This window comes from Salipaludibacillus agaradhaerens (assembly GCF_002019735.1).
Lineage (GTDB): Bacteria > Bacillota > Bacilli > Bacillales > Salisediminibacteriaceae > Salipaludibacillus > Salipaludibacillus agaradhaerens.
Map to the genome: position 1 here is coordinate 688,917 of NZ_KV917378.1, position 21,187 is coordinate 710,103.

Consider the following 21,187-nt stretch of genomic DNA (forward strand, 5'->3'; position numbering starts at 1 on the left):
ATCCAGCCATTACGCTGTTTATTTTATTTCCCCTATCCATTCATACGTAAACGTCTTTTATTTCGAAGCTTGGCTCCTTCATGACGTAAAATAAAATATAGCATCAAAGCTGCTAGAAAAAATAAACAGGTGGAAACATAAAAAACAGAGGATATTCCAAAAAATCCAGCCACTATCCCCCCACAAACAGGACCTAAAACATTCCCTAAAAATCTAAAACTCTGATTATAACCAAGTACCTCCCCTTGCATAGATAAAGGGACTGTCTGCCTGATATAGGCGGTGGCACATGGAATAATACCACCTATAGCCATTCCAAATAAAAATCTAAGCCCAATAAGCTGCCAAATTGACGACACAAGTGCTTGCGGTAAAAAGAAAATCCCAGAAATTAGTAAGCAGACAAGTAAGATTTTTTGATGCCCAATGCGATCTCCTTGAACACCCCAAAATCGTGTAGCAGTCAAATTACCTAAACCTGTAACAGAAAAAGCCATGCCAGCTAAAAAGGCGATATTTTCTGCGTTGGTAAACTGGCCAACATACAAAGCAAGCTGTGGTTGAATACTAAAATTTGCAACTTGGACGATTAAAGAGGCAATCATCACCATAATAAGGACTTTATCTGCATAAACAAATTGAAGGACTTCTTTCATACTCCTTTTCCTATCTAAAGACCTATCTTCTTTTACTTGAACTTCCTTAATGCCAAACAAGACTAAGGTGGCAGCAATACTGATCACACTTCCTGTAATAAGAAAAGTGTAAGTAAAACCAACAGAATCAGCGAGTAAGCCACCTAACAATGGCCCAAAGAGGCCGCCAGATACTGTCCCCATTTGCAATGTTCCAAGCACTTTCCCAGCATTTTCTCTCGTTGTTTGCGCGGCAATTAACGCCATTGACGTGGGAATAAAACCGGTTACGATCCCCATAAACAGTCTTAGAAAAAAAAGACCACTTACAGTCTCGACATAACTCATTAAAAACATCGAAAAAGCGATACCATATCCTGTGAATAATAGTATTTTTTTTCGACCGAATTTATCACCAAAGCGTCCCCACAGAGGCGAAACTAAGAAAGCGACTAAAAATGTTATCCCAAAAATAAATCCCGACCACCGTTGAACATAAGTTGGTGAATAGGAACCAAACGTTTCAATATACATTGATAAAAAAGGCAACACCATCGTAGCACTAGCGGACACAAAGAAATTAGCTATCCACATGATGACTAAATTACGTTTTTTCATGGTTAATCATCTACACTTTCCGCAAATACTTCGACTCTCTAAGTATTTATTATATCTTATTTTATGAAAAAATGAAAATAACTTAACTATTACCTCATATCAAAAACCCTCTCTAACGTAATGGTAAGAAGAGGGTGAAAAAACGAATAATAATTATAAGGGCCAATAAAATGTCTAAATATCGTCTAGTAAGTGGAAGTCGCAGTTGAATGTTCGACACGAGCAATAACCATGATACATAGTGTATATAACGTTTTTTTTAAAAGGACTTGCATAATCAAGACGATGACTAACAGAGGATCAGCAAGATCAAAAGATCTCATAAGACAAAGGATTTATCCCATCATTTAGTGCAGACGATCCCGGAGAAAAAAGCCTCCGTCTTAGCGAGAAATCACTTTATTAGTGAAATTACACTATAAATATACCAATTCAAATTTCACAAGTAGCCCTCAGCTCCTCTGCCTATTTAGAGTTGAAGAAAATGCTTTAATTCCTCAAGACGTTCAGCTGCTTGTTTATAACCATGATTATACAACGCTTCTAATCTATCTTTACGCCTTTCAGTACGACTTACGCTTTGTAAATTCAATGGTCTAAACACGAAAGCTTTACCTTCTTGTTCAAGCTTATCAACTGTTGCCAATGTCTGATTATAAACAGTTGACCGTTCTTTAACCACGTCTACTAAACCTGGATATTGTTTATATTTTCGAGAAAAATACCACATACCGCGTTTCGCAGGTTTTTTAACATAACCTCTGCATTGCGTTAAAATTATAATGTGCTTCTCATTTCCTGCTTTAATCGATTGCTTGACAGGAATGGGATCGCTTATACCTCCATCAAGTAGTATACGGTTTTTGTAGGTAACCACAGGAGCTACAAATGGTAATGATGAAGAGGCCCGTAAAACTTTGTTGAACTCTTCTTTAATTTCTGTTTTCTCATAATACACAGTTTCTCCCGTACGACAATCAGTCACCCCTACATAAAATTTTTGTTTAGATTGAAAGAAACGATAGTAATCAAAAGGGTTTTCTTTGTTAGGTATTTGCTCGAATATGAGATCCATATTAAATAATTCACCTGAACGGAAAAGCCTCTTATAAGAAATATAATCGGGATGATTGGCATATTCTACTGTAATGGCTTTATTTCTTCCTGGTTGACGTGACACATATGAAGCAGCGTTACAAGCACCAGCAGAAACCCCAACAATATAGGGAAAGTGGATGTCGTTATCCATAAAAAATTCAAGAATACCACCTGTAAATACACCTCTCATCCCCCCTCCTTCTAAAACTAATCCAGTTTTATCCAACGTCATTTCATCCTCCTTATCATCTATAAGGCTTATTGTAACGAAATGATAATCTTAGCTCAATTCAGGACACTCAAAGAGAAATTAAATTCTCTACCTGAAGGCTACTATTTATCACCTCTGCCAATTCACACACCACACAGGCCCTCAATCCCTTCTACCGACTTTGAGGGTAAAAGCTACAAAAAAAGCTGACATAAAGTCAGCTTAAAATAGTTTAATATGCTTTATTACTTTTCATCAAAATAGTACATTAAAGCTAGAGCTCCAGGCCCTGTATGTGTACTCACAATAGGCGTTGTTTCAATGATGGAAATATCCTCGAACCCAGATACTTCCTTAATTGCTTCTTTTACTTGTCTAGCAAGATCTTGTGCTTCTACTTGGGCAATACCGATTCCTTTTACAATTTTTCCTGCTGCTTCCTCTTGAAACTTTTTCTTCATAAAATTAATCATTTGTAAATGTGTTCTCACTTTAGTAACAGGTGTATAAACACCATCTTCTAACGAGGCGATCGGCTTAATTTTAAGTAACGATCCTACGAGAGCACGTCCTCTCCCTATGCGACCACCTTTTAATAAATACTCAAGTGTATCAACCATAATATATAATGAACTGTTCTTTCTCACGTCATTTAATCGTTCAATAATTTCTTCAACATTTTTCCCTTCATTTGCAAGACGTGCAGCTTCCTTAACCTGAAAGCTCAATGCTATGGAGATAAATTGAGAATCCACTACCGTGACATCAGCTTCAGTCATGTCAGCTGCTGTGCGAGCTGAGGCAACCGTCCCACTCATACCACTTGTCATGTGGATTGAAATAATTGACGAGCCATCTTTACCAAGCTCATCGTAAACTTCTAAAAAAGAACCTGCAGAAGGCTGTGAACTTTGGGGAATGTCTTTAGAATTAACTAACAATTCAACAAATTCACTAGATGTAACGTCCACACCATCGAGATAGGATTTCCCATCTACTGTGACTGAGAGAGGAACAATCGTTATTCCTAATTCTTCTATGGCTTCCTTAGGTATATCTAATGTTGAATCTGTTACAATTTTCACCTTTTTACTCACGTGAGCACCCCTTTAGACTACAAAATACTGAATCAATCATACTATATATCCTTCTCGTTGTTAAGTATTGTCTTGAAAGATTAAAAAGAAATATTGCCAATCCCCTGACTCATCATAGTGACTCCCATACATCTTTCTTAATACTAAATAAATTTTATGGTAGAATATAAATTGCTTGTTTTTTAATTTATTAACGTGTTATAAGGAGGGTCCGAGTATTGAGCCACCAGTTTGATGCTCCATTCATCGCCATTGAAGGTCCTATCGGTGTTGGGAAAACATCATTGGCGACGAAGTTAGCTGATCATTATAATTATTATATTTTAAAGGAAATTGTTGATGAGAATCCTTTTCTTTCAAAATTTTATGAAGATATTGAGGAATGGAGCTTTCAAACAGAAATGTTCTTTCTCTGTAATCGATTTAAACAATTGGAAGATACATATGAGCGATTTTTAGCAAAAGGTCACCCCGTTATTAGTGATTATCATATTTTTAAAAATCATTTATTCGCAAAACAAACATTAAAATCCCATCATTTTGATAAATATGATCGTATCTACAACATTTTGACTGACGATCTCCCTAAACCGAATATTATCATTTATTTGAATGCTAGTCTCTCTACTTTAATGGATAGAATAAAACGCCGTGGTAGAGAAATGGAGCAGTCAATGGAACCTGACTATTTACAGCAATTATCTGCAGATTATAAGCAATTCATGAAAGAACATTCCCGTGTGTATCCTGACATTCCGATCATTTCAATAAATGGAGATAGCATGGATTTTGTAGAACGGCCTGATGATTTTCTACGTATCCTTGACCAAGTTGATGTGGCGTTAAAACAAAAAAGAGCATTATTTTAAATAGATTGAATGGAGTGCAAATATGACAAAATTGACTCACAATGTTCCTCCTGGAGCTCTCATTACATTAGCAGGTACTGTCGGTGTTGGGAAATCAACGCTAACTAATGTGTTGTCAGAAGCTTTAGGCTTTAAAGCAGCTTTTGAAAAAGTAGATGGTAACCCTTATCTTGAAGATTACTACAGTGATTTTAAAAAATGGTCGTTTCATTTACAGATATATTTCCTTGCAGAAAGGTACAAGCAACAAAAGAAAATGCATGAAGAAGGTTTAGGTTATGTCCAAGATAGAAGTATCTATGAGGATGTAGGTATTTTTGCAAAACTTCAATATGATCAAGGAAATATGTCAGATAGAGATTATGATACGTATCGGTCTTTATTCGAAGCAATGGTCATGTCTCCCTATTTCCCCAAGCCAGACGTCCTTATATATATTGATGGTCATTTCGATAGTATTATGAAACGTATTCATAGGCGTGGACGTGATATGGAAATCAACACAGATATTGCTTTTTGGGAAAATTTATATGACAGATATAGCCAGTGGATTTCTGAATTTAAAGAGGCGCCAATTCTTCACCTTGACATCGATCATTATGATTGCCATGATCCCTACTCTGTAAAAACCATTGTAAAGGGTATTGAACAATTAAAAAACGATGATCAATTAACTTACTTAAAACTCACATAATAAATCTTTTTTCAACAAAATTAAGAGAGTGTCTCACTTTTTCGTAGCCGATGAGACACTCTCTATTTTTATTACCTATCCAATATGAACTTTCAAAATCCCTTTACCAATTAGACATGCTAAGTTTACTCTTCACGAGTTCCTCCTCTTTATGCGTTTCATCTGGTACATAAAACAGATGGACGAGAATGATGGCATGAATATACATAATTAAGGTTTCTTCTATAAATAGTGGAAATCTAAAACCAAGTGGCCAGTGCACATTAAAAATAAATGGCTGAAAGGCCAAAATGATAAATAACGGAAACCCAAACCAAAACAAAAGCGATGTTTTAGAACCCTTCCAGAATGCAAATAAAGGTTGGAACCCAACCACCATAACAAGTGCATGAGTTAGCATAGAAACATACTTCACATCTTCAGCATGATGTGACATTTTCAAAATGTTAGCGTATCGACCGTTATAATATGGCTCTATAAATGGTGTAAGCATACTGTTTATTAAATAATGTGCTATAAATAATAAAAAGATTGCGTAGATACATTTAAGAAGCCACTTTGAAATGTGTTGATGACTAAAGTAGTTTTTTATTCTTTTCGTGTAACTTTCTGCTCCTTTTCCGTAGTATCTAAAAATAAGTACTGTAAAAGATGTGATAACTAACGTATAAACTATGACGTCGACTATTGCTTTAGGTTGCACATTAATTTGTGCTACAAGGCTTTCTAAAAGTTGAAGACTTCCTGTCATTATAAACAAATAGAAAAATAAACTAATCCCTTTAGCCTTTTGTGAAAGGTACAGTTGATCAAATAACAAGCTAACATAAAAAATCATCACAATGAGGTATAAAAATAAAATAAGGTACCTTTCATAAGACGCTTCTGTAAGAATAGGCAGCTTGATTGCAGTCAAGTTAATGATAATGCTAAGAACAATAATACACACAAAAGACACAAGGAGGCTTTTTAACAGCCTATTCAGCATATTTTTCGGCTGTAAAGTCATCTAACTTCCCCCTCATTAAAAATTTCTACTGGTATAGTATTATTTTCTTATAAAAATAGCCATTTTGAGCTTTATTTAATGGCGATATCTTGAAAATACTATGACGATTGTGTGCAACATAGCTCCTTGATCGTTTAATTCAAGACCACATTTTATCGTTAGCCTATTTCCTAGGTTGGCACAACCAATATTAATGTTTGTTACACTAGAAGGGTGTGCTGTTTCGTTTTTTTGATTGTGAACGTAGTTTTTTCTCTTACGTCTCTACTCGCTTCAATCTTCATTCTGTTAAAAATGCAAAATCAGCTACTTCTTCAATCCGTTTTTCTCCACAAACAGAGATAATGCCTAAGATAAGCTAGTTATATCGAAAATCATCGGTAAAGTTTAGTGGCATAAACATAAAGAGAGGCACTCATCCCAATATTGAGATGAGTGCCTCTCTATTTTCCAATAAAAAGGGTTTATAAATAACTAGCTAGCTGCTACTTAACAACCGGTGTGTTTTCATTTTGTTCTCGTTTAAGTCGTCGCCTGTAAATAATAGCTGATAGGTTGATGCTTATTTCATATAGCAAAATTAAAGGAATTATCACGAGCACATCAGAAATAAAATCCGGTGGTGAAATGACGACACTCACGACAACAATAGCAAAATAAGCATATTTTCGATTTTTCTTCATGGCTGCCGGCGTCATCATCCCCACACTTGTTAAAAACATAATAACAAGAGGCATTTCAAACAAAATACTAAACGGCACTGTCATCCTTAGAACAAATTGAAAGTACTTATCTGCAGTTAGCATAATTTCAAACGTCCCTGTACCTAACTCTAATAAAAAATTAAGTACGAGTGGCATAACAACAAAATAACCGAAAGCTAATCCGCCAATAAATAATAAAAAAGAAGCAGGTATGTATAAAGCAGTAACTTTTCTTTCTTTAACTGTTAACGCAGGCTTTACAAAAAGCCAGATTTGAAGCACCACCACAGGTACAGTTAAGGCAAGAGCAATGACCGCTGCCAACGAAAAATATATAACCACAATATCTAAAGGGCCTAACACAGCTAGAGGCATATCTAACCCATGTGTGAACCAACCATATATGTCTCTGATAAAAATGAACACACTTATAAATATCAAAAGGAAAGCAGTGAGTATAATTAAAATTCGTTTACGCAATTCTTCTAAATGGTCAAGAACATTCATATTTTCTTCTGTCATACTGGACTCTCCTTAAATACGACAAAGATGTCAGATAGATCTCACCTCACATCTCTCTACAATCTACTCTCATGACTAATCGTTTTTACGATCATGATTTGTCTCGTCATCTTCTTTAGTTAGCTCTTTTGTGGAATTTTTAAATTCTTTGAGTGTTTGTCCCATTGCTTTACCGATTTCAGGTAATTTTTTCGGTCCAAAAATAACTAAAGCGATGACCAATATTAATAAAAGGCTAGGGATGCCAATATTAGATAACATACAATTAAAACCCCTCTCGACAGAATTTCTTACTCTCTGTCTATTATAAGGGGTTTTAACGTATTTTACTATGGACATGTTAAAATCATTTTAAAATTACTTACTTATAGAGAATCCTTCTAATAACTCATCGATAGGAACTCCTTTTCCATAACCGATACCGTCACCTTCTCTAACCGTGACATCTACAGTGCTTACAGATTTACCGGTAAAGTTCCATTCATCAATCACATCATTTGACTCTTCTGCACTATCTTCAATTGTGGTAACTTCATCCTTTTCAATCTCTTCAACGATTATTTCATCATCTTCAACAACACCGTAAGATGGCATTTCTAACGCTTCATCCGCCTCTTCAATTGCTTCAGAATTGGAAGCACTATCGCTACTAAACATAAATGATAATAATACTCCCCATACAGAAACCATTAGAACGCTCAATACACCTAAGGTAAGCCATTTTTTCATTGTCATCACTCTTTCTCACATATTCTCTCTTAATAGCATTTTATTGTACGTAATTAATCAACTATAAAGTGTATAATTCATTTCTTTAGTTAAACATGACTTAATACATTAACAACAACTTTTATACTACACTCTATGACTACTCTTATATCTTTTGTATCATATAAGTTAAGCATAGTTCAAGGTGAAATTCTTTCTAAATAGTCATTAAGTTACTTGTTAACGCTATCATTCGTTGATGTATAAGTATAAAATAAAAATTAGGACTTTATACCTTATCCACTGAGTTGATAGGTAATACTACCTGATGTCTACCAAACATTTTGTTAGCACTATCTGATTTAGTCTATTTTGATCAGTTTGTGAAGTTCAATTGTGTCATTCGTTTGATACCTGTATAATTTAGGGTAGTGATAGTATATAATTGAAACTTTAATGCGTTTAACTCGTAAATAATGTGATAAGGTGACTCTTCCTCAAAAAAATGGAGGTATATATTATGAATGATAATAATAAATTTGATTCTACTGAAAATGACACAAACTTGACACCGTTACAATCATCAAGACAAGAGTCTGACCATACCAGTACAGAGACAGAGCAAAATATCCATGATATTTTAAACTCGATCGGTAAGCTTGGCGCCCAAGAACAAGAGAAAGCTGGTGAATCTCTTGAAGCATTAAAACGCCCTGTCAGCGATATGATGAATGAACCAAACCACGATTTACCTGAACAGCTTTCAAAATTAAAAGAAGTAGTTGGTGAACTTGAACCTAATTATTTACAAGAAGGACGATTCAAGCAATTTCTAACAAAATTGATCCGTCGAAGCCCCGTTGAGAAATATGCTCAAAAATATCAATCCATTGAGAGTGAAGTAGAGACTATTATTGAGGCTTTATTACACGGAAAAGATCGCTTACAAGAAGACACAGTTATGCTCCATCAATTAAAAGGGGTTGCTCGAGAAAGAATCAAAGGATTAAACGAACAAATACAAGTTGGTAAAGAACTGAATATCATGCTTGAGAAGGAATTAGCAAAGGAAGAGTGGCAAGAAGATCCTACCCCTATACAAAAAGGACAACAGAAAGTTTTAACAAGAGTTAAAAATATGCAACAGGCCGTACTTGTTCTCCAACAATCATTAGCTTCTGTCGATATTATTGTTGAGAACAATGAAAAATTAGAAGAAGCTATTTTTAATGCGATCACTATGACAAAAAACATTATTACAGTGACTGCTTCCATTCAATTATCTCTCAGCAATCAGAAAAAAGTCATTGATGCTGTCCAGAATGTTAACAAAACAACGGAATCCATGTTACTTAATAACGCAGAAATGCTTAAATCCAATACTGAAGAAACACTAAAAACCCTTGAAGAACCGGCTGTAGCGATGGAAACTTTCAAAAAAGCATACGAGGATGTATATTCAGCTATCGAGATGACTGAACAATCCAATGAACGAATTATTGAATCAAGTAAAAAATTTATTACTGAAATGGAGCAGCTTAATGATCAAATGGAACGTAAGCTGTTAAATTAGAAAGGTAAATGCGGGGTGAAACGAGTGAACTGGCGTGAAAGATTGTGGGAGCAAAATTGGCTTCTTCCTCTCCTTCCTAACTATATGAAACCTTTAAATGAGCCGGCTTTAATGAACGAACACACAAAAGAATTCGTTTATGAGGCAGAAGAATTTATATCAGATCTTGCTGCGCTGACAGAGCTCCCCCGCTTAAATAAAACATTTAAGCGTAGTATTCAGGGTTTTAGTTTTAAAATAAAAATTAAGCAAAAGAAAATTCATGCTGAATTCCTGGATACGAATAAATCGTCCTCAACGATTAAAAAAAGAGTTTACATTACAAGCTATCGAAAAAATGTAAAAATGGAAAACGGCTTTGGCAAAATTATCGATTCTACCATTTACTATCAGTATAATGGTAAAACCATTGTCAGAAACATTAGAAAACATCCTTTTTTTCAATCCTTATTCCACCATATTCATAGACTGGATTTATCACTATCAGGAGAAAATATAAAGCTTGAAGAAATAAAAAATCAAACTAACTTTACTCAAGAACAACAGCTTTCTCCTGCAACAGATGACAAGTCACAAATAAAAGCACTTCTTTCGTCTGCTGAGCATACGTTTGACTATTATAAAGAAATTAATTTGACAACAGAAAAGGCTTTACAAGAACTCCTTCGCGAACTACGACGGTGCGGAGAGGAGTATCACTTATTAGACATAGAAGAAAAACACCACATGAAACGCATGATTCAACATGACTTGCCCAATTTACTTAAAACCTATGACTCGCTAAATGCCTCACAAAAACAAGAAAAATACGAAGAAACAGTGCGAACGATTAAACAAATGGCATCTTACTTGCAACGTCAAGCAAATGATTTACAATCGACCAGAATGGATCGCATGAATCATCTGTTAAAACTAAATGAACTCAGATACAACTCAGAAGACCAGTCAAACAGTTAAAGTTTCACACTATACGAGACACAAAAACAGCCCCCATTTTTAAGAAGTGAGGGGGCTGTTTTTGTTATGTTATCTATTTTAGGTGCTATTTAATAACGGTCACATCCGTTAGCTCCTCTAATGGAACCCCCGTTAAATCAATAAGCTCGTTAACTGAATATTGCTCACTTAATGAATCATCAAACACATCTTGATTATAATATGATAATAGCAACATCTTAAGAGGAGAAACCGCTTGTTTTCTCGCTTTTTCCACTAATTCATCCTCTACATAAACAGAATAAATCGATAACCCCATCTCATTTGATAAGTCAGACGACCAATCCCCTATTTGATTTGTTATGACAGGATCATTAAAAGCACGTGGAGATGTTAAATAAACGGAGCTTGTGTCGTTTAATATTCCTTGTTCATATCCCTCTTCTAGAATAATGTTCGTGGCACGACTAACATTCATTCCTTTAAAAGAGGCATCGATATCTGCTAATAACGTTTCACCTTCTCTATCATAGCTTGACGTGTATAACACTTCATATTCTTCATTTACAGCCATTTCAATACTTGGATTCATATCAAGTAAAATAATCCCGTGAACTTTTGAAGGTTGGACTAGAGGCCATAATGGCAGGAACAATAATAGAATAAGCGTAAATGCTAAAGGCATACTATATAGCTTTTTATCCACTATACGATAAAAGGAATATAAAGGAAAAGAAGAAAATTCTACTTCTTCCCCTACATGTGCATGTTCGTCAGGTTTGGCACGAATAAATTCACCGTCTTTTGTCATGACGACAATGTGCCTGTTCCTGACTTCCATCACGACCCCTTTTTTCATTTATAACCACTCCCTCAAATAATCCTTCAAGTACTTATAATCTTCGAGAAGCACAATAACAAGAGCGATAATATATTTTCTATTTCTCTCTATTGTTTTTCTACTCATGGTCATGTATTTCATAAGCTGTTTAACTGGCAAACGTTTCTTAAGCATCAGTGAGGAGAGAACCTCTTCTTCTTGAATAATGATTTTTGCAATATTCACCATATTCATTCTAGCATCTTGATGTTTCGGACATTGATCTGCTACTTCAGTTAAGCTGATACCAAATGTATGCAACTTACTCTTAAAATGATTGATTTCTTCACGTCTTAAATCATTTTCAAGTTGTTTATAGTAGTCTTGAAATGAAGCTGAAATCTCTGCAACGTTTTCCATATTTTCTTTGTCATCTTCCTTAAAGTCAAAAGAGAGCGACGTTCTTCTACGTTGTTCCATTCGTATGTAATCAATAACACGTCGCCTAATAACAAGGTTGGCAAAGGATAAAAACGAACTCCCTTTATCTGATGAATATTGATGAATGGCTTCGCTAAAGGCAATTAAAGCGATACTAAACTCATCATCAGTATCTGGGTTAATAAACCTTTTACACACTCCTGCTGTCACTTTTCTTATAAATGGAATATATTGATTAATGAATTCACTTTCTTGTTCAACATTACCTGACTGTATTAATTCGATTGTATTATTTATTTGCTCATTATAATCTGGCTTAGCTAAAAGACGCTTTAGCACAGGAAACACCCCGCATGTGTTCAAAATTATTATTCGGCCCTACCCTTTTTTTTAAGGGGGGCATTTAAACATCATAACGATTAATTATTTATCTGACAGGGGACGTTTCTCCTAACTATCAATTACATTTTAATGTTAGGCGCTTTACAAACGGATGACGATTCACTACAATAATAGCAATATTGTGTGGTTAGAGGGACAAAAATCCTTGCTATATATATCATGAAACGGTGTCGAAAGAACTGTAACACTTGTAATATACTGTTAACAATTAGATATAAGAACTATGACTAATGGCATGTAAGCCTTTTTGTAAGTTTCCTCCATCCTCTTAATGAGGGCATGGTTTTGTTAGTTTGTTACAGTCAGAACAGTAAATATTAAAGCTTTTACGCAAATAACACATGAAAATTCATGATATGCTCATGTTTTTAGATTGATGGCTTCATCAGTTAGATAGTATACTATGAAGAGATATCTCTTTGAGCGTAAAATTACACAAGCAAAGTATTGCTAACATCATGCCGATCATTGTGTAAACATAGGGATGAATGAAATTAGGAGTGGAATTAATATGAATAGACAAGAAGCTAAGGCAATGATTGGAAAATATATTGCGGTCAATGAAGGTAATAAAGGAACGTATGTGGGACAATTATTAGACGTTATGACCCCTCCACAATCCACGTGGGAAGGAATTGTTCGTATAACTGGCGTATTAACAATCCCCTCTTTAGATGGTAGTGATACACTTGACACTATTAATTTGCTTTTTGATGAAAATGAAAAGATTAAAGTTTCTGGCCGTAAACTTACACCTTTAGATAAACCGTTTAATGGCTCCTTTAACGAATCATTTGCAATTGCTCTTAAAGAAGCATGGGATATAGCTCAAGATGAAAATAGTCATTATGAGAAAAGGATGTCATTTTTACAACAAGAATTAAGAAAATTAAATGCTGAGCATCTCATTTATGAGAATGCTTTCGTCTATTATCAATTAGTCAAAAAAGGAAGAAAGCTTTACATTTATGATGAAAAGAAACGTGAATCCCTCTCATTAGAAGGGTGTCCGTTTGAATTTGAAATAAAAGTGAATAATGAGTGGGAAACAGCTTATTACAAAAAAGGATTTACGTTTGAAACGATATCACACGATAAAATTGAATTAAAACACGGCTCTACCGTGAGACTCAATAAAGCACAGTTTGACCCCTACAAAATTTTACTAAATGAGTTAGATGAACCTTCGTTAAATGCACTAGAACGTGGATTAGAAAAACTAGGAATTGAACATGAAAATTCAGTATATTGCCATAACTCTCTACTAATTCATTTGCTTAGTTCATTTAACCAATCATTCTTTTCAGGCGTTAATTTTATCTCTTATGCCACAGAAACAAATCAATATGTCGTTCAACATCATTATGAAAGAACGATGCGTGATGATGAGGCTGACATTACCTTTGACAGATTTGAATTTACTTCTGATAAAGGAGAAAGAGTCTTAACAACTTATGCAACACAATTATCGAATGATTAAACCGTTAATTTTACTTTCACTATAATAAAATAATAAATGGAAAAATAAAACATCAGATCTCATCGACGAGGCCTGATGTTTTTTTATTATTCTCTTTTCATCTCTTCATACGAATACCATCCATAGCTTTTTTCCATCTGTTCATGACTAACATGACGCATTGTAAAAGTTTTTCCAAGCACCGTTGTTAATACTGAGACACTTAATGTATGAAGATTGTCTAGCTTCTGCAAAGGATGTTGAGAAGAACTCATATCCTGAATTCTCTTCTTTGGTAAATAAACTTCTGTCTTAGCGATTGTTCGTGTTTTTAAACAAAGCATATACTCGTTATGACAGATACCTGCCGTTTTAAACTGGGCAAATCCAATACTAGCTCCAACTATCGGTAACACAAAAGCGAGCCACCCATATGGCAAATAATAAGTTGTTACTGCGGCTACAATTAGGCTAGGAATAGCTAATCTGATCATGTAGCGTCTCAAACTTTCTTTAGGAAGGCTTTCATAATTAGGAGAAATGGCAAACTCAGGTACCGTCTGTTCTAATATATATTTTACTTCGTTGCGTTTACACAAAGGGACTAAAATCGTAGACAAATCTTCGTCTTTCGTACCTCCGCCTGCACTTTCAACATAAATAGAAACGACATTGAACAGTTGTCGCATAGGGCTCTGAACAAGTCTCACACCGGTTATTCTAGCTGCATTTAATGTCAACTGCCTTTGTTCGAGCACGCCTCGAGAAATATGGATATCGTTTCCTTGTTTCTTTAAAATAAAATAACCATATTTCAACATCGTTCCGACTAACGTAAACAACCATGCTGTAAATAGAATCACTAAAAGTAAAGAGGCAATTAAAAGAATACTGGAATGAACGAACCATCCAATCACGTGATCTAATAACCATTCTGGAAGTAATTGTGGGAGCTGTGATACAACTGCTGCCAAAAAGGTTGCAGCGATACCAACCCCACTAGACGTTAACGCGGCCAAAATCAAACGTCTCGTTCCAAGCTCCCATTTAAAATCTACTTGTTCTTCTACCTCTTCCCTTTCCTCAATCAGATCATCACTCACTATTGTTTGAGAGGTCACATTGTGACTGTCATGCTCCTCATCAGGGACAAACATACTCTCGTCCTCAGCGTGGGGAAATGTTGCTATATGTTGCTCATGCTCCATAGTATGACTAATAGGCGTGGTTTTCTTTTTTAATAACTGTTTTTTTATTCTTTGAGCTTCTTCTCTTTTTAATGCTACAAGACTAAACTCTGGCTCACTACCACCGCCAGCAGTTTCAATACGGAGCTCCACGAGACGAAACAATCTCTGAATAATGTTCGCGTTTATATCTATGCTCTGGATACGTTCTTTCCTTATAAATCGATTTTTGCGAAAAATAAGGCCCTTTTTTATTAACAGCTCCTCCTCTTGAAGGTTATAGTAAAATTTCCACCAACTAACAAATCCACTATACAGAGCTATGAATAAAATTGCCGAAAAAAAGATGAGATAAAATAAGGATGTGTACGCCTGAGTCTGACCAAAAATAAGTACGGCAATGAGAGAAACAACGATTTCTTTAAGGCTACTAAGAAAACTAATAAAAATAGCAGCAGGATGTTGTCTTTTCCAACTATTCATCAGGATCAGCTTCCCTTGCTAACTGAGCAATATGGTCTCTTAGCATATCTGCCTTTTCCAACGTAAGCCCAGGTATTTCATGAACAGTTGCAGCTGTCGATATAGTAACACTAGCTAAACGATAGTAGCGGAATAACGGACCTTGTTTTGTATCCACATGTTGAACCCGAATCATAGGAATAATGACGCGTCTTAGAATAAATACGCCGTACATTAATTCAATCTCATTCTCATAAATCTTGTAACGCCACCGATTCCATTGTAGTTTTTGGATAATAAAAATGTTTATAAGAGCAAAAAGAAAGGCCAGCACAGCTAAGGCGTATGTTGGCCATATGGGAAGGAAAGTCCATATACGACTTAGCCCCCAATAGATTAATGGCAATAAACCATAAAAAACAGAACCGAACGCAGATGTTATTTTCCAGACCTTCAAGGTCTTTAAATCTAATGGCTGATCTGGCTTAGGTCTCATCGCTGTAAAACTCCTTTTATGTAAATAACATGACTATCATTATTCATCGTCTTCATTTACATAGATAATGGTAACCCCTTGTTCTTCTAGATAAGCTAACACTGCCTTATTTAGCTCATCATCTCTTAATAATCCTAAAGAAGGAGCTAACTCCAATTCTTCTAGATGACCATTCTCTGCATCTTCAATTAGCTCAATTATTTCTGTCATACCTTTCTTTTCTAAAACAGCTGTCAATTCGTCACGTGTCATATAAGTCCTCCTCACTTATCTATGATAGTTGTATGCTACCATAGTCAGCAGGTATTTTCCATTTATTATAACGTCTTTTCATGACCATTACGAGCAAAAAAGCATTGACAGGAACACCCCTATCAATGCTATACATATGAAGTTCTACAATATTTAACAATACGGTATTAAGATGTTACTGGTCAAACACTTCAGTCATTTGTTTCCAGACAGACCCTTTAGCTTCTTCGCCACCTTCTATTCTAGCGAGGGCAAGTTTGGCTTGCATACTAACTTCGAACTCTGAATCCTCTTGAGCCTCTTTTAAAGCTGGAACTGCCCGTTCATCTCCCACTTCATACAAATACATAGCAGCTCTCCAACGTACAAGTTTTGACGGATCTTTCAGAGATTTTATCATGGCAGGAATAGCGGTTGTACTTCCGATATCCGACATGGCATCTCCCGCTGTTCTTCTCACTGTGACTGTTTTATCCTCTAATGCTCTTTCTAAATATGGCATAACTTTTTCATCTTCTATCATACCTATATAAACCGTTGCCAATCGTCTGATGGACGCTTTCTCATCATTTAATGCCTTCTCAAGCACAGGAAGGTCTTCTATTTTTGGGTTCATTTGTTCAAGAATAGCAAATCGCTTTTTCCAGTCATCTTCATCAAGCATCTCTTCTGTCACTTTTAACCACTGTCGAGTTGGTTTTTCTAACGCTGAACTGTCGGTAGCTTTATCTGCATTCCTTACTAGCTCTTCTAATCGAGCCTCTGTATAAGTTGCCTGGAGTTCTTCCGCTACTTCATTCGCTACTTGATTAAGTTCTCCATACCGTGGACGCTGCTCTTTCCACTTCCTAAGCAGTACAACATTGTCATCTTCTTTAGTCGCTTTATTTACAGCACTAACAAAACGTTCTGGTAAACCGACTCTCACTTCTTGTTCCCCATCTGATACTTTTACTTGCATAGGAATGCCTTTAAACTCTTGGACATTTACCGTGACTTCACCGAAATGCTCGTCGACTGAATTTTCTTCTATCTCTTCTGAATGTTCGCCAAAAACATGACGCACTTTCGGCAAAATTGCCTTCCAATCAACTTTTGGCGTACGCTCCACAGCAATGAAATCTGCTACATGGTAAACCCCTTTTACACCTTCAATGTCCAAAATTTCTTTCACGAACTGCGGTGCATCTTGTTTTTGTTTTAATGTATAGTTATTGGCTTTTCCTTGAGGAAGTGCCTCATTTAATGTGAACTTCATGGTATTCGGACTCGGTGTAGGTTCAACTGCAATAATTTTCATGGTTATACCCCTTTCTACTATGTGCGCCTTGTTTATTTTATCGTATCATAAAACTATGAATGAACCCAACGGACGTGCCTGTTCAATTACATAGATCTTTGTTAAAGTAAAGTCATCATCATATTTAGGAGGAGAAAACGTAATGAAACTTGCTTTAATTTCTGATATTCACGGAAATGCAGAAGCGTTAAAATCTGTTCTTAACGATCTTTCAATTGTTGGCGCAACACATGTTGCTGTTTTGGGCGATCTCTCTTTCCGTGGACCACAACCGAAAGAATGCCTTGATTTAATCAGAGAGTTGCAAGCTAAAGTGATTAAGGGGAATGCAGATGAGTGGATTGTTCGGGGGATAAAAAAAGGTGAAGTACCAGAACCGGCCTTTGAGATGATGCGACAGGAGCAAGCCTGGGCTAAAGAGCAATTGACAGAGGAAGACCTTAATTATCTATCTACACTCCCTGAAACACTTGAGCTCCCTTTATCTAATAAAGAACAATTATATGCTTGTCACGCCACCCCTAGTAGTTTATTCGATGTTATTTCAAATGAAGCTGACAATGACTCGTTTTCTGTATACACAAAGGCAAATAATCGAGCCACTTATTATGCTTATGGCCATATTCACTTACCATTTTTACGAGCATTTTCTGAGAAAAAAATAATGAATACTGGTAGTGTAGGTCTTCCTTTTGATGGTGATGTAAGAGCATCGTATATAGTGCTAGATAGTACTCATAACGATATTAACATTCAATTTCGCAGAGTTAGCTATGATGTAGAAAAAGCTTGCCATGCTTTAGATGAGACTAACTATCCAGAAACCGCTAAAAAAGTAGTGAAAAAAATTTATACGACTGGCTCAAAACCTTAACCGTGAAGCTAGGACATACTAATTAAGTTTCAAGAACATTTGTGTGGGAGGGATAGACCAAACAATCTGATTTATACCTCTCCACGATATCATTTCCCCTTACTCTTATCACATAGTTTCGTTTATATAACGAACCTTCAATCAGAACATTAGCGTCCGTTAGCTCTCCTCTCTATGTTGAACCGAGCGATTTACGGACGCTTATCTGTGATAAATCATGAACAAACATTTTATATAACATGCCCTATCTTCTCAATCATTTGGGCCAACGTTGCTTTATCATGAAAAGTAGCTGTTATGATGTGCTGTTTATTTAACAAAAAAGTTGTTGGAACTGACATACACTGGAACTGATCATATACTTTTGTCCCTTCGTCTTTTAGAGCAGGGAATGTAAAGTGATTATCTTGATAATACTTTTCTCCTGCCCCTTTTTTATGTTCTCTGCCGGTTACATTTATCATTAAAAGCACAAAGTCATCTGTTTTGATCTCATTGTATAACAATTGTTTATAACCTAAGTCCCTTTGACTGTCAGGACACCATGAAACCCAAAATGTTAAAAGAATGGCCTTTCCTTTAAAATCATTTAATGACATATGATGATGAGAATTTAGGTCTTTTAATGTAAACATAGGTGCTTTCATACTTACTTTCCCTCCTCAATTGTTAATGAGTAGATATAAATTCAAATACATTAGAAACAGATTCGAATGCATATAATTTCTTTATAGGCTTCCCTTCCACAATTTTCACGAGACATGGGACACTTTCAATTCCCCATAATTGCGCATCATTTTTTAAATAATTTAAATCTAATTCATATATAAAACTCTCTCCATAAGCCTTTTCAGCTAACTCTATAAATGTCCGAGCTAGCTGACATGTCCCACACAGAGGTGTATATAAATAAATCCATTTAGTCCTTTCCGTGTTTAGCTCCCCATTGTGCTTAAGTGTAATCACGTTATCTTTCCTTTCATATTAGTCCATTTTTAAGTAATTCATTACCATAAGCTTGACCTTCGTTTACTTGATTCTATTATAACTTATACATCTAGCAAGGTGTTTTTCTTTACAAAAAACCTGATGTTAGATTAATATCTTATAGTAATTCCTATTATATCTATCAAATTAGAGGTGATTCAATGGTTAGTCAAGCAACATCAAGAGAACAGAGAAAGGTTTCCTTAATACCCCTTCCTCCTATGCAAACACGTCCATTTTTTCTCGGCGTCGGGCTGTTTATTATGCTCCTCATTATCAGTCAATTCATCGCCGGGACACAGATGGCCCTTTTATCTGGCTTAGGCCTTCTATTAGGCTTTACACTTTTTCATGCAAGGTTTGGTTTTACATCAGCTTTTCGTCGATTATTAACTGTAGGAAATGGTGAAGCAATACGAGCACATATGGTTATGCTTGCTGTAGCAGTGACTTTGTTTGCCCCCATACTTCATTTTGGCGTCGGTTTTTTTGGAGAAAGTCCTACCGGGTTTGTTTCTCCTGTGGGAACGAGTGTTATTGTTGGCTCATTTTTATTCGGAATAGGCATGCAGCTCGGTAATGGATGTGCATCCGGAACATTATTTTCTCTAGGTAGTGGGCGCTCTTCTATGATTATTGTGTTGATCAGCTTTATTATTGGATCAGTATTTGGAGCATGGCATTTCGAATTTTGGACAGAAACTATGCCGAATTGGGAAGGGATCTCCCTTGCTACTCATACGGGATTAGGTTATTTTGGAGCCTGGACTTTACAAATGTTAATTTTTTCCTTCATTTTTGTGCTGACGTATGTTATTTCTAAAAGAAAAAAAGCGCCTAAAATGGCACCTTTACCGACTGCCACAGGGATAAAGCGAGTCATTAGAGGCTCTTGGCCTATTTTAATCGCCGCAGTTCTTTTAGCTGTTCTTAATGCCGCAACGTTAATGTTACGTGGTCAACCGTGGGGAATTACAGGCGCGTTTGCCCTTTGGGGGTCTAAAATTGCCCAATTTATTGGAATTGATGTGGCATCATGGGGGTATTGGCAAGGTGCCCGTGCCTCATCGCTCGATCAATCCATCTTCTTCGATTCCACTTCTGTTATGAACTTTGGCCTTATAATTGGTGCTTTCATGGCAACAACTGCTGGAGGATTGTTTAGCTTTAAGAAAAAGATTCCATTAAAACTCATTTTGGCCTCCGTAATCGGCGGACTTCTCATGGGTTATGGCGCGAGGCTAGCGTTTGGTTGTAATATTGGTGCTTACTTTGGCGGCATTGCCTCCTTTAGTGTCCACGGGTGGATTTGGATGATTTTTGCCTTATTAGGCTCTCTTTTGGCAATAAAATGTCGTCCATTCTTCGGACTTCAAAATCCTAAAAAAGAAGATACTTTCTGTTAACTCCATTAAATAAGGTCTTCATCATTGTAGGTTATACTGCTGGTTGCTACGCTAAAACTTTCAACTATAAAGTGAGTAAAATACTTTTAAGAAAACTGGATGTATATCAACTCATGAAAGTATCCGCCGACAAATAGATCGGCGGATACTAATTTGCTTTTTAAAATAAGCTTTTAAGACAACTACTTATTTCTTTCCATTTGTGTTTCAGACCATTTATATAGCTCTTCAGCAAACTGATTCACGTCTACATCAAACGGATAACCTATTTTAAATTCTTCCTTTTCATTAGAGTTTAACCTCATGTAGGTATTTTTTAATTCTTGACTCATATGCGCCACTTCTTCAAGTTTTTTTCTAATAATTTGTATTTCCATGGCTATATCCCTCCTACATGTCCCTTTCCCCACTTTGCTTTTTTAAATCT

Annotated in this window: 23 protein-coding genes; 7 read left to right on the plus strand and 16 right to left on the minus strand. The window is 35.9% G+C overall.

The annotated features are described in order from the left end of the window. Positions 1-32: 32 nt before the first annotated feature. The 3 genes from BK581_RS03170 to BK581_RS03180 form a co-directional block, all read right to left on the minus strand. Positions 33-1,253: an MFS transporter gene (locus BK581_RS03170; RefSeq protein WP_245828863.1), complete on the minus strand. Its 1,221-nt coding sequence runs from the start codon at positions 1,251-1,253 to the stop codon at positions 33-35. Positions 1,254-1,722: 469 nt separating this feature from the next. Further along, on the minus strand, positions 1,723-2,583 hold the full coding sequence (locus BK581_RS03175) for a patatin-like phospholipase family protein (RefSeq protein WP_078576800.1): 861 nt from the start codon (positions 2,581-2,583) through the stop codon (positions 1,723-1,725). A gap of 224 nt (positions 2,584-2,807) precedes the next feature. Next, positions 2,808-3,659: a DegV family protein gene (locus tag BK581_RS03180; protein WP_078576801.1), complete on the minus strand. Its 852-nt coding sequence runs from the start codon at positions 3,657-3,659 to the stop codon at positions 2,808-2,810. 218 nt (positions 3,660-3,877) lie between these two features. On the opposite strand from BK581_RS03180, the gene BK581_RS03185 reads away from it, so the two are divergent. Together BK581_RS03185 and BK581_RS03190 are read left to right on the plus strand one after the other, a co-directional pair. Next, positions 3,878-4,528 carry a deoxynucleoside kinase gene (locus BK581_RS03185; RefSeq protein ID WP_078576802.1) on the plus strand — a complete coding sequence of 217 codons (651 nt, stop codon included), beginning with the start codon at positions 3,878-3,880 and terminating at the stop codon, positions 4,526-4,528. Between the two features lie 22 nt (positions 4,529-4,550). Then, positions 4,551-5,222, plus strand: a complete 672-nt coding sequence (locus tag BK581_RS03190) for a deoxynucleoside kinase (RefSeq protein ID WP_078576803.1) — start codon at positions 4,551-4,553, stop codon at positions 5,220-5,222. Positions 5,223-5,325: 103 nt separating this feature from the next. On the opposite strand, the gene BK581_RS03195 is transcribed toward BK581_RS03190, so the two are convergent. From BK581_RS03195 to BK581_RS03210, 4 genes are all read right to left on the minus strand, one after another. Beyond that, positions 5,326-6,231 (minus strand): hypothetical protein, encoded by a 906-nt coding sequence (locus BK581_RS03195; protein WP_078576804.1) that lies wholly within the window; start codon positions 6,229-6,231, stop codon positions 5,326-5,328. A 485-nt stretch (positions 6,232-6,716) separates the two neighbouring features. Next, positions 6,717-7,457: a twin-arginine translocase subunit TatC gene (gene tatC / locus BK581_RS03200; protein WP_078576805.1), complete on the minus strand. Its 741-nt coding sequence runs from the start codon at positions 7,455-7,457 to the stop codon at positions 6,717-6,719. A 75-nt stretch (positions 7,458-7,532) separates the two neighbouring features. Then, positions 7,533-7,718 carry a twin-arginine translocase TatA/TatE family subunit gene (gene tatA / locus BK581_RS03205; protein ID WP_078576806.1) on the minus strand — a complete coding sequence of 62 codons (186 nt, stop codon included), beginning with the start codon at positions 7,716-7,718 and terminating at the stop codon, positions 7,533-7,535. A 96-nt stretch (positions 7,719-7,814) separates the two neighbouring features. Beyond that, positions 7,815-8,186, minus strand: a complete 372-nt coding sequence (locus BK581_RS03210) for a hypothetical protein (protein WP_078576807.1) — start codon at positions 8,184-8,186, stop codon at positions 7,815-7,817. 499 nt (positions 8,187-8,685) lie between these two features. On the opposite strand from BK581_RS03210, the gene BK581_RS03215 reads away from it, so the two are divergent. Next, on the plus strand, positions 8,686-9,738 hold the full coding sequence (locus BK581_RS03215; protein WP_078576808.1) for a toxic anion resistance protein: 1,053 nt from the start codon (positions 8,686-8,688) through the stop codon (positions 9,736-9,738). Between the two features lie 24 nt (positions 9,739-9,762). Then, positions 9,763-10,695 (plus strand): hypothetical protein, encoded by a 933-nt coding sequence (locus tag BK581_RS03220; RefSeq protein ID WP_078576809.1) that lies wholly within the window; start codon positions 9,763-9,765, stop codon positions 10,693-10,695. 85 nt (positions 10,696-10,780) lie between these two features. Here BK581_RS03220 and BK581_RS03225 read toward each other — a convergent pair whose 3' ends face one another. Together BK581_RS03225 and sigI are read right to left on the minus strand one after the other, a co-directional pair. Then, positions 10,781-11,533 carry an anti-sigma factor domain-containing protein gene (locus BK581_RS03225; RefSeq protein ID WP_078576810.1) on the minus strand — a complete coding sequence of 251 codons (753 nt, stop codon included), beginning with the start codon at positions 11,531-11,533 and terminating at the stop codon, positions 10,781-10,783. Then, positions 11,534-12,274, minus strand: a complete 741-nt coding sequence (gene sigI, locus BK581_RS03230; RefSeq protein WP_095995524.1) for an RNA polymerase sigma-I factor — start codon at positions 12,272-12,274, stop codon at positions 11,534-11,536. Between the two features lie 574 nt (positions 12,275-12,848). Here sigI and BK581_RS03235 point away from each other — a divergent pair. Next, positions 12,849-13,817, plus strand: a complete 969-nt coding sequence (locus tag BK581_RS03235) for a DUF2777 family protein (protein WP_169837516.1) — start codon at positions 12,849-12,851, stop codon at positions 13,815-13,817. A gap of 86 nt (positions 13,818-13,903) precedes the next feature. Here BK581_RS03235 and BK581_RS03240 read toward each other — a convergent pair whose 3' ends face one another. From BK581_RS03240 to BK581_RS03255, 4 genes are all read right to left on the minus strand, one after another. Further along, the gene (locus BK581_RS03240) at positions 13,904-15,466 is read right to left on the minus strand and encodes a PH domain-containing protein (RefSeq protein ID WP_078576813.1); all 1,563 of its coding nucleotides are present in this window, start codon (positions 15,464-15,466) and stop codon (positions 13,904-13,906) included. After that, positions 15,459-15,941, minus strand: coding sequence for a PH domain-containing protein (locus BK581_RS03245; RefSeq protein WP_078576814.1), 483 nt, complete (start codon positions 15,939-15,941; stop codon positions 15,459-15,461). Before BK581_RS03245 ends, BK581_RS03240 begins: the two co-directional genes overlap by 8 nt. 39 nt (positions 15,942-15,980) lie before the next feature. Continuing rightward, complete coding sequence (locus BK581_RS03250) at positions 15,981-16,193, minus strand: hypothetical protein (protein ID WP_078576815.1); 213 nt, start codon at positions 16,191-16,193, stop codon at positions 15,981-15,983. Between the two features lie 175 nt (positions 16,194-16,368). Further along, positions 16,369-17,493 (minus strand): conserved virulence factor C family protein, encoded by a 1,125-nt coding sequence (locus BK581_RS03255; protein WP_078576816.1) that lies wholly within the window; start codon positions 17,491-17,493, stop codon positions 16,369-16,371. Between the two features lie 142 nt (positions 17,494-17,635). On the opposite strand from BK581_RS03255, the gene BK581_RS03260 reads away from it, so the two are divergent. Next, positions 17,636-18,367, plus strand: coding sequence for a metallophosphoesterase family protein (locus tag BK581_RS03260; protein ID WP_078576817.1), 732 nt, complete (start codon positions 17,636-17,638; stop codon positions 18,365-18,367). Positions 18,368-18,597: 230 nt separating this feature from the next. On the opposite strand, the gene BK581_RS03265 is transcribed toward BK581_RS03260, so the two are convergent. Both BK581_RS03265 and BK581_RS03270 read right to left on the minus strand, forming a co-directional pair. Further along, on the minus strand, positions 18,598-19,014 hold the full coding sequence (locus tag BK581_RS03265) for a TlpA disulfide reductase family protein (protein ID WP_078576818.1): 417 nt from the start codon (positions 19,012-19,014) through the stop codon (positions 18,598-18,600). A gap of 22 nt (positions 19,015-19,036) precedes the next feature. Continuing rightward, positions 19,037-19,333, minus strand: a complete 297-nt coding sequence (locus BK581_RS03270; RefSeq protein WP_078576819.1) for a thioredoxin family protein — start codon at positions 19,331-19,333, stop codon at positions 19,037-19,039. Between the two features lie 182 nt (positions 19,334-19,515). On the opposite strand from BK581_RS03270, the gene BK581_RS03275 reads away from it, so the two are divergent. Continuing rightward, positions 19,516-20,760, plus strand: a complete 1,245-nt coding sequence (locus tag BK581_RS03275) for a YeeE/YedE family protein (protein WP_078576820.1) — start codon at positions 19,516-19,518, stop codon at positions 20,758-20,760. Positions 20,761-20,942: 182 nt separating this feature from the next. Here BK581_RS03275 and BK581_RS03280 read toward each other — a convergent pair whose 3' ends face one another. Then, on the minus strand, positions 20,943-21,137 hold the full coding sequence (locus BK581_RS03280) for a hypothetical protein (RefSeq protein WP_078576821.1): 195 nt from the start codon (positions 21,135-21,137) through the stop codon (positions 20,943-20,945). Positions 21,138-21,187 lie beyond the last annotated feature (50 nt).

Bases quoted from the DNA above. Each gene is read 5' to 3' on its own strand.
- BK581_RS03175 (WP_078576800.1), bottom strand. From the start codon at position 2,583: ATGACGTTGGATAAAACTGGATTAGTTTTAGAAGGAGGGGGGATGAGA.
- BK581_RS03275 (WP_078576820.1), top strand. From the start codon at position 19,516: ATGGTTAGTCAAGCAACATCAAGAGAACAGAGAAAGGTTTCCTTAATA.
- BK581_RS03240 (WP_078576813.1), bottom strand. From the start codon at position 15,466: ATGAATAGTTGGAAAAGACAACATCCTGCTGCTATTTTTATTAGTTTT.
- BK581_RS03170 (WP_245828863.1), bottom strand. From the start codon at position 1,253: ATGAAAAAACGTAATTTAGTCATCATGTGGATAGCTAATTTCTTTGTG.
- BK581_RS03255 (WP_078576816.1), bottom strand. From the start codon at position 17,493: ATGAAAATTATTGCAGTTGAACCTACACCGAGTCCGAATACCATGAAG.
- BK581_RS03215 (WP_078576808.1), top strand. From the start codon at position 8,686: ATGAATGATAATAATAAATTTGATTCTACTGAAAATGACACAAACTTG.
- BK581_RS03245 (WP_078576814.1), bottom strand. From the start codon at position 15,941: ATGAGACCTAAGCCAGATCAGCCATTAGATTTAAAGACCTTGAAGGTC.
- BK581_RS03280 (WP_078576821.1), bottom strand. From the start codon at position 21,137: ATGGAAATACAAATTATTAGAAAAAAACTTGAAGAAGTGGCGCATATG.
- BK581_RS03190 (WP_078576803.1), top strand. From the start codon at position 4,551: ATGACAAAATTGACTCACAATGTTCCTCCTGGAGCTCTCATTACATTA.
- tatA (WP_078576806.1), bottom strand. From the start codon at position 7,718: ATGTTATCTAATATTGGCATCCCTAGCCTTTTATTAATATTGGTCATC.
- BK581_RS03195 (WP_078576804.1), bottom strand. From the start codon at position 6,231: ATGACTTTACAGCCGAAAAATATGCTGAATAGGCTGTTAAAAAGCCTC.
- BK581_RS03225 (WP_078576810.1), bottom strand. From the start codon at position 11,533: ATGAAAAAAGGGGTCGTGATGGAAGTCAGGAACAGGCACATTGTCGTC.
- BK581_RS03235 (WP_169837516.1), top strand. From the start codon at position 12,849: ATGAATAGACAAGAAGCTAAGGCAATGATTGGAAAATATATTGCGGTC.
- BK581_RS03265 (WP_078576818.1), bottom strand. From the start codon at position 19,014: ATGAAAGCACCTATGTTTACATTAAAAGACCTAAATTCTCATCATCAT.
- tatC (WP_078576805.1), bottom strand. From the start codon at position 7,457: ATGACAGAAGAAAATATGAATGTTCTTGACCATTTAGAAGAATTGCGT.
- BK581_RS03260 (WP_078576817.1), top strand. From the start codon at position 17,636: ATGAAACTTGCTTTAATTTCTGATATTCACGGAAATGCAGAAGCGTTA.
- BK581_RS03210 (WP_078576807.1), bottom strand. From the start codon at position 8,186: ATGAAAAAATGGCTTACCTTAGGTGTATTGAGCGTTCTAATGGTTTCT.
- BK581_RS03250 (WP_078576815.1), bottom strand. From the start codon at position 16,193: ATGACACGTGACGAATTGACAGCTGTTTTAGAAAAGAAAGGTATGACA.